Annotated in this window: 11 protein-coding genes; all 11 read left to right on the top strand. The window is 41.3% G+C overall.

Annotation, left to right across the window (positions count from 1 at the left end; translation table 11 throughout):
* Positions 1–257: 257 nt before the first annotated feature.
* The 11 genes from IFO69_RS18285 to IFO69_RS18235 all read left to right on the top strand — a co-directional run bounded on the left by IFO69_RS18285 (position 258) and on the right by IFO69_RS18235 (position 17,982).
* Positions 258–752, top strand: coding sequence for a DNA topoisomerase IV (locus IFO69_RS18285; RefSeq protein WP_192011584.1), 495 nt, complete (start codon positions 258–260; stop codon positions 750–752).
* A gap of 32 nt (positions 753–784) precedes the next feature.
* A complete protein-coding gene (locus IFO69_RS18280; RefSeq protein WP_192011583.1) occupies positions 785–2,689 on the top strand; it encodes a DNA topoisomerase IV subunit B in 1,905 nt (634 codons plus the stop codon).
* A 46-nt stretch (positions 2,690–2,735) separates the two neighbouring features.
* Complete coding sequence (locus IFO69_RS18275) at positions 2,736–5,360, top strand: DNA gyrase/topoisomerase IV subunit A (protein ID WP_192011582.1); 2,625 nt, start codon at positions 2,736–2,738, stop codon at positions 5,358–5,360.
* A 2-nt stretch (positions 5,361–5,362) separates the two neighbouring features.
* Complete coding sequence (locus IFO69_RS18270; RefSeq protein WP_192011581.1) at positions 5,363–6,055, top strand: TrmH family RNA methyltransferase; 693 nt, start codon at positions 5,363–5,365, stop codon at positions 6,053–6,055.
* A 261-nt stretch (positions 6,056–6,316) separates the two neighbouring features.
* Positions 6,317–6,643: a hypothetical protein gene (locus IFO69_RS18265; protein WP_192011580.1), complete on the top strand. Its 327-nt coding sequence runs from the start codon at positions 6,317–6,319 to the stop codon at positions 6,641–6,643.
* A gap of 1 nt (position 6,644) precedes the next feature.
* On the top strand, positions 6,645–6,944 hold the full coding sequence (locus tag IFO69_RS18260; RefSeq protein ID WP_192011579.1) for a hypothetical protein: 300 nt from the start codon (positions 6,645–6,647) through the stop codon (positions 6,942–6,944).
* A gap of 2 nt (positions 6,945–6,946) precedes the next feature.
* Positions 6,947–8,608, top strand: coding sequence for a PepSY-associated TM helix domain-containing protein (locus IFO69_RS18255; protein ID WP_192011578.1), 1,662 nt, complete (start codon positions 6,947–6,949; stop codon positions 8,606–8,608).
* Between the two features lie 74 nt (positions 8,609–8,682).
* On the top strand, positions 8,683–9,540 hold the full coding sequence (locus IFO69_RS18250; RefSeq protein ID WP_225444203.1) for a GIY-YIG nuclease family protein: 858 nt from the start codon (positions 8,683–8,685) through the stop codon (positions 9,538–9,540).
* 63 nt (positions 9,541–9,603) lie between these two features.
* Positions 9,604–12,063, top strand: coding sequence for a beta-galactosidase GalB (galB, locus tag IFO69_RS18245; RefSeq protein WP_192011577.1), 2,460 nt, complete (start codon positions 9,604–9,606; stop codon positions 12,061–12,063).
* A 468-nt stretch (positions 12,064–12,531) separates the two neighbouring features.
* Positions 12,532–14,727, top strand: a complete 2,196-nt coding sequence (locus IFO69_RS18240) for a fasciclin domain-containing protein (protein ID WP_192011576.1) — start codon at positions 12,532–12,534, stop codon at positions 14,725–14,727.
* A gap of 15 nt (positions 14,728–14,742) precedes the next feature.
* A complete protein-coding gene (locus IFO69_RS18235) occupies positions 14,743–17,982 on the top strand; it encodes a SusC/RagA family TonB-linked outer membrane protein (RefSeq protein ID WP_192011575.1) in 3,240 nt (1,079 codons plus the stop codon).
* Positions 17,983–17,986 lie beyond the last annotated feature (4 nt).

Below are 17,986 nucleotides of genomic sequence, written 5' to 3'. Positions count from 1 at the left end.
CCTAAACTGGAACTGAGAAAAGAGATTTAGTCTTTTTGTAGGAGTAAATGAAAATTGTCAATGGATTTCCAACTACAAATAAAACTTAAAAAAACATGAATTGATAAATCTCAAAAGGTGGCCTAGACCCGTCTTACAGTCAGTAGATTAAGCGTAATGGCCTTTCCTTTTAGGTTTAAGCATGCAAAAATCTAATGATGGAGAAAGGGGAAATCTTTCATCTTAACCCTTATATTAGCAGTTTAAATTACGCTTATATGAATCATCGATTTGCCAAAGCATTTCATTTGCTTTCTGTATTACTGTTCATTGTTATCTTTATGTATATCTATTCTGCCTTACCTACTCAGGTGAGTTTTGAAGTAGATTCCAATGGATTACCGCTGAAAGTGATCGATAAGGACATATTCTTTTACATTGGCATAGGTGCTTTTGTGATTTTGAATGTGCTGTTGATTACACCAGCCAAAATGATTGAAAACAAAGCGACACGCAATTTCAGGAGGTTGTTCCAAAAAGGAGATCCGTTTAGGGAAAATATGCTAGCTTGGATTTATTCCTTTGTAGCTGTCCTTAATGTTTCAATTATCATTATCGCATTATATATTCATGGAATTAATGGGATCATAGAGGAAACGGGACAGCCTTCACCAATTGGCTTGTACTCCATTGCTGTATTTTTTGTGATTTGGATTGTTGCATTATTTGTGATTCTTTCCAAGAAAATGAAAGCGGTGCAATCCCATGCTTAATTTGAATACCAACGAAAACGAGTAGACTACCAATGGCAGAAAAAAATGTACAATACACCGAGGATAGTATTAAGTCACTGGACTGGAAAGAACATATCAGGCTTAGGCCCGGTATGTACATTGGTAAGTTAGGTGATGGTAGTGCCCAGGATGATGGGATCTACGTATTGGTTAAAGAGATATTGGATAACAGTATCGATGAGCACATGATGGGGCATGGAAGGACCATCGAGATCAAAATCAGTGAGCATAAAGTAGAAGTAAGGGACTACGGTAGAGGGATTCCATTAGGAAAGGTGATTGATTGTGTTTCCAAAATCAATACAGGTGGTAAGTATGATTCAGGTGCTTTCCAAAAGTCTGTAGGGCTGAATGGCGTGGGTACCAAGGCTGTAAACGCCCTTTCAGATTACTTTAAGGTGCAATCCTACCGGGATGGCCAAACCAAAGTAGCTGAATTTGAAAAAGGAGAACTGAAAGAAGACAAAGAAGTGACCAGTACTTCTGAACGCAACGGTACCAAAATCGTTTTTTCTCCTGACCCAACCGTTTTTAAAAATTACCATTTTATTCCAGAATACCTGGAAAACCAAATTTGGAACTATGCCTTTTTGAATGCTGGTCTCACCATTAATTTCAATGGGAAGAAGTATTTCTCTGACAAAGGGCTACACGACCTTTTGGACAGAAAAGTGGATGATGACAGCAGAAGATATCCAATCATTCACTTGAAAGGGAATGATATTGAAATGGCCATGACGCACTCCAATCAATATGGAGAAGAATATTACTCTTTTGTAAATGGCCAGTTTACCACCCAGGGTGGTACGCACTTGGCAGCCTTCAGGGAGGCTATTGTAAAAGCGGTAAGGGAGTTTTTCAAGAAGGATTATGATGCGTCCGATATAAGGCAGAGTATTGTTGCTTCTATTGCTGTGAGGGTGCAGGAACCTGTTTTTGAGTCCCAAACCAAGACCAAACTTGGTTCTCAAAGTGTGGGGCCTGATGGGCCTACCTTAAGGACTTTTGTCAATGACTTCATCAAGACGGAACTGGACAATTATCTCCACAAGAATCCGGATGCTGCCAATGCCCTTTTGAAAAGGATCTTGCAGTCTGAGCGGGAGAGAAAGGAAATTTCAGGCATTAAAAAGCTGGCAAACGAGAGAGCCAAAAAGGCCAATCTTCACAATAAAAAACTGAGAGATTGCAGGGTGCATTATGATGATGCCAAAGCAAACGAAGACGCCAAGAACAATACCATGCTCTTTATTACAGAGGGTGATTCTGCATCTGGGTCCATCACCAAATCCAGGGATGTACAGACACAGGCTGTCTTTTCACTTCGAGGAAAGCCATTAAACTGTTTTGGCATGACCAAAAAAGTGGTGTATGAAAATGAAGAGTTTAACTTGCTTCAGCACGCCCTGAACATTGAAGACGGAATTGATGGATTGAGGTACAGGAAGATTGTGATCGCCACAGATGCCGATGTGGATGGCATGCACATCAGGTTATTGATCATGACCTACTTCCTACAGTTTTTCCCAGATCTGGTAAAGAATGGACACCTTTATATCTTGGATACGCCGCTTTTCAGGGTAAGAAATAAAAAGGAAACCATCTATTGCTACTCGGATGAAGAGCGAAGAAACGCTATAGCCAAGCTGGGGAATAAACCAGAGATTACCCGATTTAAAGGATTGGGAGAGATTTCTCCCGAGGAGTTTGGCGGCTTTATCGGAGAAGATATCAGGCTTGAGCCGATCATCCTAAGAAAGGATACCAAAATAGCGGATTTGCTATCTTTCTTTATGGGCAAAAACACCCCAAACAGACAATCATTTATCATTGATAACCTCAAAGTGGAAAAGGACATTTTGGAAGAAAAGGATAAAGTGGAAAAGGTAGATTCAGAAGAGAACGAGGCGGCTTGATCTTTATTTTAGTGTTTCCTATTTGACAAAATGCTTTAGATAATATATGAGTGATATAGAAAATAACGGTCCAGAAGCAAACGGAGAAGCTTTACATGATTCCGTTCCTGTGACCGGAATGTATAAAGAGTGGTTTTTGGATTATGCCTCCTATGTGATTTTGGAGCGAGCTGTTCCGGCCATTGAAGATGGTCTGAAACCCGTGCAGCGTAGGATCCTTCATGCCATGAAGGAAATGGATGATGGGCGTTTCAACAAGGTGGCCAATATCATTGGCCAGACCATGCAGTATCATCCTCACGGTGATGCTTCCATTAGTGATGCCATCGTCAACCTAGGTCAGAAAGACCTATTGATAGAAACACAGGGTAACTGGGGTGATATCAGAACAGGTGATGGGGCAGCAGCTGCCCGTTATATTGAAGCCAGGCTTTCCAAGTTTGCTTTGGAAGTGGTCTTTAACCCCCAAACCACTGAGTGGCAATTGTCCTATGATGGAAGAAAAAGAGAACCGGTTACTTTACCGGTAAAGTTTCCTTTGCTATTGGCCCAAGGTGTGGAGGGCATTGCAGTGGGTTTGTCCACCAAAATTCTACCCCACAATTTCTGTGAGCTAATCAATAGCTCTGTGGATATATTGAAAGGAAAGAAGGTCAATATCCTCCCAGATTTTCCAACGGGCGGATTGGCCGATTTTTCGGAATACAATGAAGGTCTCAGAGGAGGCAAAATCAAGGTCAGGGCAAGGATAGAAGAAGGAGACAGCAAAAGTTTATTGATCAAGGATATTCCTTTTGGTACCACTACCAATTCGCTTATTGATTCCATAATCAAAGCCAATGACAAGGGAAAGATCAAAATCAAAAAGGTAGTGGATAACACGGCCAAGGATGTAGAAATTCAGGTGTTTTTGGCTCCCGGCCAATCTCCTGATATGACCATTGACGCCCTCTATGCTTTTACGGATTGTGAAGTATCCATCTCACCCAATGCCTGTGTGATCATTGATGATAAGCCGGTATTTATTAGTGTGAATGATATTTTGGCTTACAATACCCAGCAGACCAAAGAACTTCTCAAAAGGGAACTGGAGATCAGAAAAGGGGAATTGATGGAAAAAATCCTTTTCTCTTCTTTGGAAAAAATCTTTATTGAAAATAGGATCTACAGGGATATTGAAGAATGTGAAACCTGGGAAGCAGTTATTCAGACCATCGACAAGGGATTGGATCCCTATAAGCCTGATTTTTACCGGGAGATCACCGAGGAAGACATTGTTCGCCTGACAGAAATCAAGATCAAAAGAATCTCTAAGTTCGATAGTTTCAAAGCCGATGAGCTGATGAGGAAACTCGAGGATGAGCTGAAAGAAGTCAACCATCATCTTGAGCATCTGACGGAATATGCGATTGATTATTATAAAAACCTGCTAAAGAAATATGGCAAGGGAAGAGAACGCAAAACTGAAATCAGGACTTTTGATACCATCGAAGCGACAGTAGTAGCTGCCAATAATGCCAAACTGTATGTAAATCGTCAGGACGGGTTTGTTGGTCATGGCTTGAAGAAGGATGAGTTTGTCAGTGACTGCTCGGACCTTGATGACATCATTGCCTTTAAGAAAGACGGAACTTGTGTGGTCACCAAGATTCAGGACAAGGTTTTCGTCGGAAAAGACATTATCCATGTAGGCGTCTTCAGAAAAGGAGATGAGCGCATGGTTTATAATATGATCTATTTGGATGGCGGGTCAGGAAGGGCCATGGTCAAGCGTTTCCAAATCCTGAGCGTAACCCGTGACCGGGAATATGTATTGACCAAAGGAACCAAGGGTTCGAAAGTGCTCTACTTTACTGCCAATAGTAATGGTGAAGCAGAAATCATCACTGCCTACCTTACCCAAGGCAGCAAGGCCCGTGTAAAAGTCTTCGATTTTGATTTCAAGGACATTGATATCAAAGGCAGGGGAGCCGGTGGTAATATTCTTACCAGATATCCTGTAAGGAAAATCCAATTAAAAATGGAAGGCGTTTCTACGCTTGGTGGTCTGGATATCTACTATGATGAATCAGTTGGAAGGTTGAACACTGACGAGCGTGGCCGATTGATTGGAAATTTCCTTGGAGATGATAAGATCATTGCTTTCTATAAGGATGGTAGTTATGAACTGACTTCTTATGAATTGACCAATAGGTTTGACCCTAACACATTGATGTTACTGGAGAAATACAATCCAGAGGCAGTTACTTCTGCGATTTATTTAGATGGGGCAAGCAAGAACTATTATGTGAAGCGTTTCCAGATCGAGACAAGCACCACCAATAAGAAGTTCAATTTTATCTCGGATAATAAAAAGTCAGAACTGGTTGTGGTTTCTACGGATAAACAACCTCAGGTAAAAGTTACCTTGAAAAAAGGTAAAGAAACTGAGGTGGTGGAATATGACTTGGACATGTTGATCGATGTCAAGGGTTGGAAAGCTGTTGGTAACAAAGTCTCCTCCCATCCAATCAAGGATATCAAGCTATTGGAACCGGTTAAGAAGGAGTCAAAACCTGAAGAAGACAAGGAATCTTCAGATGAAGACATTGAAGTTGGTTCTACAGTAGATTTGAACGTAAAGAAGGGAGATGAGGATGAGGATGATAAAGAACAATTGGGGCTTTTTTAGGAATGGGAATAGAAAAACCAGATAAAGCCCTTTTAGCATATCTTTCTGATTATATCACGGACCATAAAAAGGCCAAGATGGAAGAAGTCTTGGCCTTAAGGTCCCGCTACTTTACGGTGGTACTTGAAGATATTTATAAACCTCACAATGCCAGTGCCGTTATTCGAACTTGTGATTGTTTTGGTATTCAGGACATCCACATTATTGAAAAAGCCACTTCTTATCATATCAACCCCTATGTAACCCGAGGAGCAGCCCAATGGGTGGACCTGCACCGCTATGAGGACAGTGCAGAAAACCCCGCCGTGGATGCCTGCTTTGATGGATTGAGAGAAAAAGGCTATAAAATCTATGCTACCTCTCCCCATGGTAAGAGTATCCCCATCAGTGAATTAAATCCTAGTGAAAAGATAGCATTGGTATTCGGCAATGAACATGCCGGTGTAAGTGATGAAGTCATCGAAAAAAGCGATGGGGTGGTGCATATACCCATGACGGGTTTTACAGAAAGCTTTAATATCTCTGTGAGTGCATCCATTTGCCTTTATGACCTGAAGCAGAAGATCACTAAAACCCATCCTGATATTTATTATCTCTCAGAAGAAGAGAAAGACTTACTCCGCTTCCAATGGTACAAGGGTGTGGTGAAGAATGTAGATATCCATATCAAGCAATTTTATGCTGATAATCCTTAAGCCTACATAAAATATAGAGATAGTAGAAGCAGCCCATCAAGGCTGCTTTTTTAGTTTTTGATTACAGTATTTTTCTATGATAACTTTTATTTAATAGATGTTGGTTATGGTTTTTGTAAAAACCTATAATCATCAAGAAGAGGCCTGTTAGGCTCTCAGGGCGTGTTTTTATACTTAATTTAAATTAAATCTAAATAAAGTTGCATTGATTTAGTCATGACCATATATTTGCCTAAATGAAAAAATAATTGATCACTCAAGATGATAACGTTAGCGGCTCTATTGACCTTTCTAGGTTTTTTCTGCTTTTACAATACTTCAAAGAGGCTTAAACTTTCCCAATCTCTGGGATTGGAAGTTTGGTTACAACAAAATGCGAACAAAGCCAAATGGATAGGGGGGATACTGCTAATAGTGGCTTTGCTGATCTGTCTCGTGGCGGCAGGTTTTGCAGCAGGAATCTTTTCCTTCTTCATACTCTTGATGACAGCAGGAAGCTTGATCGTTATTTTAAGCCCACTTAAATTCATCAATTATAAAGTTTTGTCTGTGGTCTTTGTTTTGTCCCTGATATTTGAATTGATTTAACATGCCCGCGAATAAAAAATACTTGACCACTTCAAAGACACAGCGTTTTGCGAAAATTACCGCAGGATTCTTTGGAGGTTATGCCGTGACTGTATCCCTATTCATGGCCATAGGATTTTGGCTCAACCATATCCATGTACTGACCACTTTGAGGTTTGGAGGTTTTATGCTTTGGGCCACACTTTTTCTTCTGGCTTTTTTGTTTAAAAATGGTTGGAAGGCCTGGGGAGTATACCTTTTGATTACGGTGCTATTCTCGGGAGTTATTTTTATCAGTAAAATTTACCATCCTATCGTCTAATTATGAGCAACAGGGTTTATAATATTCTTTTTCATACCCATACGGTAAGTGGGATTGTGATCAGTGTGGCACTTTATATCATTTTCTTTGCCGGGTCTTTTTCTTTTTTCAGGGATGAAATAGTAGGCTGGGAAAGAAATGAACCAGTAGCTGAAGAGAGCAACCTTCAAGCCATCGATTTGGACGTGATGCTGGATACATTGGATCTTGAGAGAGAATTGTATGGTAGGGATATTGCCTTTACCAAATACTTCAACGAAAGACGCATCAATGTGAATTTGGCGGCATCAAAGGATACTACCGGCAGTGAAGCCGCCAAAACTGGCAGTTTCTTTTATATGGATACGGATAATTTTAAGACTTATACTTATACCAGCAATTATAGTATCGGGGAATTCCTTTATCGCTTGCACTTTTTTGCCCAACTTAATCTCTGGGGTACATCTGGGTATATGCTGGCCGGTTTTGTTGCCTTTTTCTTTCTTTTTGCCATCATTACAGGTGTATTGGTACATTGGAAAAAGATAGTATCGAACTTTTACGTATTTCGGCCAATGGCCAGTTTGAAGAATTTATGGACGGATGCCCATACCGCATTGGGAATTATTGGCTTGCCCTATCAGTTTGTGTATGCGGTGACGGGGACTTGTCTGATTATTGGAACTAGTGTCATGTCTCCGGCAGTGGTAACTTTTATGTATGATGGGGATACGAACCAGTTGTATGATGATTTTGGTTTTAATCCACCTCAATTTGAATTGGCCAATGAACAATTGGCCAGTGTCCCTGACATCAATCAATTTTTGGAAAAAGCAGCATCAAAATGGGAGGGATTTGAAGTGACTACCCTAGAAATTTTCAATTATGGTGATACCAATATGAAGGTGGGGGTTGAGGGACGTACGGCTTATGACAAGAAGTTTGCGGGAAGGGGTGAGATCATCTATAATGCCATAACAGGAGAAGAGGAGCATGTGGTAGACCCATTTACTGAAACGTCCTATTTGAATGCTGCTACAGCCGTGATTACACAATTGCATTTTGGGAATTATGGTGGTGTTCTTTTGAAGGTTATCTATTTTGTTTTAGGCCTTATTTCATGCTTTGTCATCATCTCAGGCGTGATGATCTGGTTGGTCGCGAGGGACAAAAAACACATCTCTGAGAAAAAGCGAAAATTCAATGCATGGGTGGTTTGGATTTACTTGGCGATCTGCTTAAGCATGTTTCCCGTTACAGCACTAACCTTTGTATGTGTCAAATTATTTTTACAAGACTTTACGCCGGAGCGAATGACCGCGATCTATCACATTTTCTTTTATAGTTGGCTGGCTTTTTCCGTGTTCTTTGTCATCAAAAGAGACAACTATTTTACCAATAAATACGCACTGATTTCAGGAGCCCTGATTGGTCTAATGGTTCCACTGGCAAATGGATGGGTAAGTGGTAATTGGTTTTGGAAAACCTTTATGGCTGGTGAAAATCAGATTTTCCTGGTAGACCTCTTCTGGATAGTTTTATCTATCACGGCACTAGTGGTGGCTTTCAGTCTGAAGAGAAAACCTCCACAACCAATAAAAGTATCCGAGAAGAAAAACTACTCCTTGAAAAATGGGATTGATAAGGTGCTGTTGATGGAAGGAGCCAGCAAAAATTACAATTGATCAAGGAGCTAGAAATACTTTGCTTCTTTGAACAAATGGATGTTTTTTGAGGTTAGTTTAATTGAAAAAGTTAATTGGCTACCTACGAAAAGTCCACAACCGGAATGCTTCAAGAAAAGTTTTTAGCGATAATAGATGCTGTTCCTCCAGGAATTACAGGGGTTTATTATATCTCAGATGAAAATGACCGGCTTATTTACATTGGAAAGAGCAATGATATTCGAAAGCGACTTTACCAGCATTTTTCCAATACTACTAGAAAGTCACAGCGGATGCAACAACGTGCACATGCTGTAGCCTATGAAAATATGGGCAATGAATTGATGGCTTTGTTACGGGAATCTGAAAAGATCAAGGAGCATCAGCCTATTTTTAACCGAGCCCAGAGACGAAGTATTTTTTTATGGGGATTGTATTTGGAACAAGATGAGCATGGCTATAACGCCTTGATTTTACGAAAGCTACGCAAAGAAGAAAGGGAGATTACTGCTTTTACCTCCAAAGCAGAAGGAAGAGAGCGTTTGTTCCAAATCACTGAAAAATACCAGCTCTGTCAAAAGATCAATGGCTTATATCCCACCAATCAACATTGTTTCCAATACAGCATAAGGACTTGTAAAGGCGCTTGCATTCAAAAAGAATCCACACAAACATATAATGCTCGGGTAAAGGCCTATGTCGATGAAAACTTTTTGCCACCGATAGACCAAACCATCCTGCTCGAAGGAAGGGATGAAAATGAAAAAGGAGTGGTATGGATAGAAAACGGAATTTATAGGGGATATGGTTTTTGTGGTAAAGAGGTGGATACTAAGAGGGAAATTCATTCGATAATTAATCCAAAATCGGAAAATAGGGACACACAGCGTTTGATCAAAGGTTACCTGAGAAAACAGCATAGTCCAGTACAATCCTTTGAAATTGATCAATGATTATCAAGCTCTCTCCCAAAAGTCGACTATTTTTACTTTCTGTATTAACATTAACCTATAGCTATGAAATATATCTGTAGCCTGCTTTTTGCCATGATGCTTTTGGTAGGCCCTATTTTTGCCCAGAATGCCAGAAAGGAATGGGCCTTGGATGAGCACTGGAGATTTTCCAAAGGAGATTTTGAAAAGGCCAGTTCCACTACTTTTGATGATCAAGAATGGCAAGAGGTAACAGTACCTCACGATTGGGCCATTTACGGTCCTTTTGATGAGAAACATGATCTTCAAGTGGTCGCGGTAACTCAAAATGGAGAGAAAGTAGCCACCAAGAAAACTGGAAGAACAGGCGGCTTGCCTTACATGGGAGTCGGATGGTACCGAAGGAATTTTGATGTGGAAGGCTTTGATCCAAAACAGCAGGTGGTGAACCTGATTTTTGATGGTGCCATGAGTGAGGCACAGGTTTATGTCAATGGTCAAAAAGTGGGCTTTTGGCCTTATGGTTATAATTCCTTCTTTTTTGATATTACGCCCTATCTGAACGAAGATGGCTTGAACAATAGCTTGGCCGTAAGGTTGGAAAACAAAGAACAATCCTCCCGCTGGTATCCTGGCGCTGGGCTTTATCGGAATGTGCATATTCGTGTCACACCAAAGATTCATGTTCCTGTTTGGGGAAGTTTTGTTACTACTCCTTATGTATCGGAAGAATACGCTTCTGTGAACATTAAAACCCAGTTGGAGAATGTGCCTGAGGGAACAGACTTAAAAATCATCACTGAAATTATGGATGATGAGGGAAAAGCCGTGGCTGTTAAGGAAAACACCCAAAAGTTAAATCATGGGAGACCTTTAGAGCAGTATTTGACGGTCAACAATCCCCAGCTATGGTCTCCGGAATCTCCCAATCTGTACCATGCTCAATCGACTATCTATATTGATGATCAGATCGTCGATAAATACACTACCCGTTTTGGAATCAGAAAGATTGAATTTATTGCTGATAAAGGCTTCTTTTTGAACGGGGAGCATAGGAAATTCCAGGGAGTTAATTTACACCATGATCTAGGCCCTTTGGGAGCTGCGGTAAATCATTCTGCCATCAAAAGACAACTCAGGATTTTGAAAGATATGGGAGCGGATGCAGTAAGAACCTCTCACAATATGCCTGCACCTGAATTGGTAGAATTATGTGACGAAATGGGATTGATGGTCATGGTGGAATCATTTGATGAATGGGATGTGGCCAAAAGTAAAAATGGCTATCACCGCTATTTTGAAGAGTGGGCTGAGAAGGATATGGTGAATATGGTGAGGCATTTCAGAAATAACCCAAGTGTGATCATGTGGAGTATTGGAAATGAGGTGCCCACACAATGTAGCCCAGATGGTTATAAGGTGGCCAAATTTCTGCAGGATATCTGTCATAGGGAGGATCCTACAAGGTTAGTTACCGCGGGTATGGATAGGGTATCCTGTGTGCTGGATAATGGATTCGCAGCCATGATTGACATTGCAGGTTTGAATTACCGTACGCACAGGTATCAAGAAACTTATGAGCGATTGCCACACAGTTTGGTATTGGGCTCAGAGACTGGGTCAACGGTTAGCTCTAGGGGAGTTTATCATTTTCCTGTGGAGAAAGCCGCTCAGGTCGTTCATGAGGACCACCAGTCCTCTTCTTATGATATGGAATATTGCTATTGGTCTAATCTTCCGGAGGACGACTTTGCTTTGGCGGAGGATTATGATTGGACCATGGGACAGTTTGTTTGGACGGGTTTCGATTATTTGGGTGAACCAACTCCTTATGATACAGATGCTTGGCCAAACCATAGCTCGATGTTTGGGATTGTGGATTTGGCTGGTATCCCTAAGGACCGCTATTACCTTTACAAAAGTGTTTGGAAAAAGAAAGAAGAGACATTACATATTTTGCCTCATTGGAATTGGAAAGGAAGGGAGGGAGAGATTACCCCAGTATTTGTCTACACCAATTATCCCACAGCCGAGCTTTTTGTCAATGGTAAAAGCTATGGTAAACAAAGCAAAACCATGGATGGAACTTTACAGGAGCGTTATCGTCTGATGTGGATGGACGTGGTGTATGAACCAGGGGAAGTAAAAGTAGTGGCTTACGATAGTACCGGAAAGGCGGTAAAAGAAAAAATGCTAAAAACGGCTAGTAAGCCTCATCATATTGAGTTGGTGCCGGAACAGGATGCTGTTCAAGCCAATGGAAAGGAATTGGCATTTGTTATGGTGAGGATAGTAGATAAGGAGGGTAACCTGTGTCCTCAGGATCAACACTCAGTCAGTTTTAAAGTAACTGGCGCAGGAAGTTTTAAGGCAGTAGCCAATGGAGACCCTACAAGTACAGAATTGTTTCATGTTCCTGAAATGAAAGTTTTTAATGGTGAACTGACCCTAGTGGTAGAGTCCTCAAAAGAAGCTGGTGAAATTATAATTGATGCGAAGGCCAGAGGATTGAAAAGAAGTAGCATTTCAATCCATTCCAAGTAAAACCAAAAATGATTGCTTAAAAAAGGGGCTCCATGGGGTCCCTTTTTTTTTGGTATTTGTTATCACCATCGTTTGTGAAATGTCAATCTGCAAAAATTACAATATTTTCTGTTCTTTTTTAATTCTTAGAATAAGCAGATATTTTTTATGCAACCGATTTAACAAGGATATATTAGTCATCTACTGCAAAAATAATACAGGTTTAGGTGAATATAGTACATATTATAATTACAAAAAATATTTGAAAAATGCAAACATACCCGTACTGTGGTGTCAGTACAGGACAGTACAGACCAGACGGTCTTTTTATCGGTGATATCTTACGAATATAATTTTTACCCTAAACTATTTGATGATAGTATATTTTATTGATCGGGTTCTTTACCTAATAACGTGTTTATTTGACACTTAAGTATACAGGCCGATAAAAAAATATCAACCCAATTTAATAACCTAAACAAAGTAAAGATGATCAAAAGGATTACTTGCCTTTTTTCAGCTTGCTTTCTGCTATTTGCTTGCAGGGAAGTAGGCTGGGAAGAACATTATGAACGTCCAGAGTGGCTAAAAGGAAATGCCTGGGAATTACTGGAAGATCGAGGAGATTTTTCCATGTTTTTAGAAGCGGTGGATAAAGCAGGATTTCGAAGTCTGGTAGAGGGGAAGGGGATAGTGACAGTCCTGGCACCTCCTGATGAGGCTTTCGAAAAATACCTTTCAGAAAAAGGTTACGGTAGCATTGATGATATGCCCACCAAAGAAGTGAAAAAGCTGGTTGGGTATCATCTGGTTTATTATTCATTTAGCCGTGAACGTTTTGTCAATTACCGTCCCCAAGGACAGGAAGTGGATCAGCCCGCCATGGCTGGCCTATATTACAAACACAGAACCAAGAGTCGGGATACCATATCTGTGGAATTGGATGTTATTACGGGGAAAGAGCGGACGATTTTTCACAAAGAGAGGTTCTTACCTGTTTTTTCATACAATATCTTTACCTCGAAAAACATCGATGCAGCCTCTAATTACGAATATTTCTATCCCACCAGCACATGGACTGGAACAGGTGGTTTCAATATTTCCAATGCAACGGTTAAAGAATATGCTGTACCCACTGACAATGGCTATGTCTATGTAGTGGATAGGGTGGTTGAGCCATTGGAAACGGTTTATGAAGAACTCAAGCAAGAAAGCCAATACAGCGATTTTATCAGTATCTATGATCGTTTTACCGATTATTGGTACGATGATGAGACCTCAAAATCTTATGCAGATGCAGGGGATTCACTTTATGTCAAGACGCATTCCGGACTTCCTGAGATTGCTTCTGAATGGACTTATAATGGAGGATCGGGATTGGTTGATTATGCGAACCTGGCCGAACTATCAGCCAATGCATATAATGTTTTTGCTCCCAATAATGCAGCTATCCAATCTTTCTTTAATGAATATTGGGGTACTTATTATCCGACTCTTGAAGAAGTTCCCTTTTTGCCCATGCAGCTGCTACTCTTTAACCATGTCTATAGCGGAAGCATCGTTTTCCCTTCAGAAGTAGAACGAGGGGATATCCAAAGTACCTATGGAAATACCATTCAATTTGACCCTGCCCAAGATGTGGAAGCCAAAGGTATTGCGGTAAATGGCGTGTATTATGGTTTGAATGAAGTGATCGTCCCTGATTTGTTCAAAGGGGTGATGAGTCCGATGCTCAAGGATCCTAAGTACAAGATGTTTTTGCAAATGGTCTATCAGTCAGGAACATTACAGGCTTTGATGGGGGATGCCTTGAAGTTTACGGTTTTTATTCCTTCTGACGAGGTCATAAAAAATACCATATATGGAGGCAGTGAAATTTTTTGGGATGAAGGCAATCCTTTAAGGTTTGGAGACGAGGCTGTTCAAGTGGAAAATACGGAAGGAATCTTGGTTCCTATGAGCACAGGGGCCATGAGGGCTTTTGTTCAAAACCACATTGTGACGGAGGAAATCACTGAGATTAGTGGTACCAAAGTTTACCGGACCCGAAATCCCTTCAGCTATCTCTATGTCACTGACCAAGGAGTGGCTTCTTCTAACATTTATAATTTAGGTGAATTTACACCTGCTACCAGCGTTGGAGGTGAGTTGATCAATGGTAGAACTTATGATGTCGAAAGGTCACTGATCCGTGAGGAAGGCAGCTTCAAGTATATTGTGGCTTCTGCGAGCTCAGGAACCAGTTCGATACAAGAGTTTGGAGAGTTTTCCAAGCTGTTGTCTCAAGCAGGCTTAGTGGATCCCCAAAACGAATTTGAATTTTTGTTTGGAGATAACTACATGCTTTTTGCGCCTACTAATGAGGCGATTATCCAGGCAAAGGAGCAAGGTTTGATTCCTACCGATTCTGACGAATTGGAAGATTACTTGCGCTATTACTTTATCCCCATTAATTCAAACGGTATCAATGACTATGCTTTTCCGGGGATGGAAATGGAAGGAGAATTCCTTACCTCACAGGAATTTGGGGATACGTTCAGTGCCATTACACTTTTGGACAATGGGTCAGGCCTTCAGTTGAGGTCTGCAAATGGAGAAACTGCTGATGTGATCAGCACGTTCCCGAAAATTTATGTAGATGCAGCTGTTTATCAAATCGATAAAGTGCTCAATTCAGGACAATAACCCAATAATATTCAAATGAAAACATTTTATATCATTAGCTGCCTGCTAATGCTGCTACTCGCGATGCCTTTGATGGCCCAGCAAACAGTATTGACAGGCAAAATAACTGACCAGAGCGGCGAGCCCTTGATAGGTGCGAGTATCTTTGTAGAGAATGATCAGCAACGAAGTTTAAACGGTACTGTTTCTGATGAAAACGGTAATTATCGATTGGCTATTCCTGCTGACCAAAACCTGACTATCGTATTTTCCTATATTGGCTTTAAAACCATCAGGGAATCCTTTGGTAATCAGACCAATTTAGACATTGTCCTAAAAGAGGATGCTTTTGAGTATGGTAGTGCAGAAGTGGTAGCGGAGCGGGTAGAAGTCAACTCATTGGGCATCAGTGAAAGAGAGCAAGTGTCTTCTAGCCAGCGCTTTGATGTCAAAAAGTTGGAAGAAGTACCCATGACCTCAATTGAGTCAGGTCTCCAAGGTAGGATGGCCAATGTGGATATCATTTCTGGTGCTGATCCTGGATCCAGAAGTTCCATCAGGATTCGGGGTACCTCTTCTTTGAATGCCAATTCTGAACCACTGATTGTAGTGGATGGAGTACCTTATCCTACCAATTTTGGTGATGATTTTAACTTTGCCACGGCCAATGACCAGGACTTTGGGGCACTCGTAAATATCTCCCCAAATGATATCGAGTCCATAGAAGTACTCAAGGATGCTGCTGCCACGGCTATTTGGGGTTCTCAGGGGGCAAATGGCGTGTTGGTTTTTAAGACCAAGAAAGGGAGAAAAGGTAAGACACGCTTTTCCTTTTCCACCAAGTCTGAAGTCAAAAGAGAACCCAATACAATTCCTTTGCTGGATGGCGCGCAGTATGTCAGCCTGATGCAAGATGGCATATGGAATTCCATCAATGACGTAGGTTATCTTTCTGGATCAGGCTATACACAAGGACTTTTTCAGACTCAGGAGATTAACTTTGACCCAGAGTGGGTGTACTTTGATGAGTACAATCAAAATACCAATTGGGTCAACGAAGTTACCCAATTAGGCTATTTTTTAGATAATAACTTCTCTCTGAGTGGTGGTGGAGATAAGGCCATTTACAGAGTTTCATTGGGGTATTTAAGAGATGTAGGTACGACGATGGGAACCTCATTGGATCGTTTTAATTCAATGGCCAGTGTGACCTATAAGTTTTCAAATAAATTGAGTGTCAATGCAGACATGTCCTATTCGCAGAGTTTGAAAGATGCTAACTGGTCGGAAAGCGGTATGTCCTCTGCTCGAGGCATGGCCATGTTTAAAATGCCGAATATGAGTCCTTATGTGTTGGATGATAATGGCAACCGGACTTCTGAGTATTTTACACCACTAGAGAACTTTCAGGGAAGCTACGCCTCCAACAAGTATTATAATCCAGTGGCTTTGGTCAATGAGTCCAGCAACGAAACCAAAGCAGACAATGCCAGGGTGATTTTCCGTTTGCGCTATCGATTTAATCCGGACTTAGAATATTCAGGTACGGTAGGTTTTGATGCCAGGACTACCAAGAACAGGAAATTTCTACCTCAGTCCGTTACAGGCGTACTTTGGACAGATCCTTATTTTAACAGGAGCTCTGACCTGCTATCCGATCAACTTTACATCAACACTGAAAACAAGCTGATCTTTAACAAAGCCATTACAGATAAGCACCACGTCATCATGAGTGGTTTGGTGCAGACCAACGAAGCTAGAAGTTTTGGATATGTCAGCGAAACAAGCGGTAACGCTTCGGGTCCTTTAAGTGACCCTACAGATGGTGCTGCCGTGGCTTCCATGAAATCAGATAACTCGATGTCAAGAAGGATTGCAGCCATCGCCAACGGGCATTATACCTTTAATGGTAAATACATCATTTCCGGGGGCTACCGCTGGGAAGCCAATTCTAGCCTGGGTGCAAGCAATCGTTGGGCAGGATTCCCTTCCCTTGGTCTGGCATGGCAGTTTGGCGATGAGCCATTTATGGACGGAATCGCAGGAATAGAATTAGGTAAATTACGTTTCAGCTGGGGTAAAAGTGGAAATCCTCCCGGAGGAGCCTTTCCTTATATCGGTACTTTCAGTCCGATTACCCCTGGATATATGGATATGGTGGCCATTTCTCCTGCCAGCATCCAGCTGGAAAACCTCCGTTGGGAAACCATCACGCAGTCTAATATTGGAATTGACCTTTCTTTGATGCAAGGTAGACTTTATGTCACCGCCGAAGTTTATGACCGTGCAACGACAGACCTGCTCCAGAAAGACTATAGCCTACCTTCTTCGACCGGATTTTCTGAAGTAAGGTATTACAATTCCGGAGAAGTATACAACAGGGGATGGGAGTTGATTTTTAACTATGATGCCATCAGACGTGAAGACTTGGGCCTATCATTTAATTTCAATCTTGCCAGAAACCGCAATGAAGTGGTGTCGCTTCCGGACAATATGCTGTTCGAAAATTACACCTTCGACAATGGAAATTATGCACATAAGATCGTGGAGGGAAATCCTATTGGCTCCTTTTATGGATACCGCTATGAGGGTGTTTACCAAAATGGAGAAGAGACCTATGCAAAGGATAACGAAGGTAACTTAATGTATGACATCGATGGTGAATTGGTCTATATGCAAAATGGAAATAGACGGGTGTATCCGGGTGATGCCAAATACGAAGATGTAAATGGTGATGGTGTGATAGACCAATATGACATTGTTTATCTGGGAAATGCCATGCCGGTCTTTACAGCAGGTGGTGGATTCAATCTTCGTTGGAAAAACTTTATGTTCACCACCTTTCTGCATGGAAGATTTGGACAGAAAATCGTCAACCAAACCCGTATCAATACGGAAAACATGTACGGAACGGCCAATCAAAGTACGGCCGTGCTTCAGCGTTGGAGACTGGAGGGAGATGATACCGATATTCCAAGGGCCCTTTACAATGAAGGTTACAATTACCTAGGCTCAGACAGGTTTGTGGAAGATGGTTCTTTTATAAGATTAAAGACGGTTTCCTTGAGGTATTCACTTCCGAAAGCCTTCTTAACCAAGAACAAAATCGAACGATTCGATATTTTCTTTACCGCACAGGACCTTTATACTTGGACCAATTATTCCGGTCAGGATCCTGAAGTGAATCTTTCCAGTAACATCTATATGCTCAGTGTGGACAAGGCTGCAACACCACGTCCAAAGCGATTTGCGCTGGGTGTAAATATGAACTTCTAATCGA

Source organism: Echinicola arenosa (assembly GCF_014841125.1).
GTDB classification, from domain to species: domain Bacteria; phylum Bacteroidota; class Bacteroidia; order Cytophagales; family Cyclobacteriaceae; genus Echinicola; species Echinicola arenosa.
This window is presented reverse-complemented; position numbering and strand designations above follow the sequence as displayed.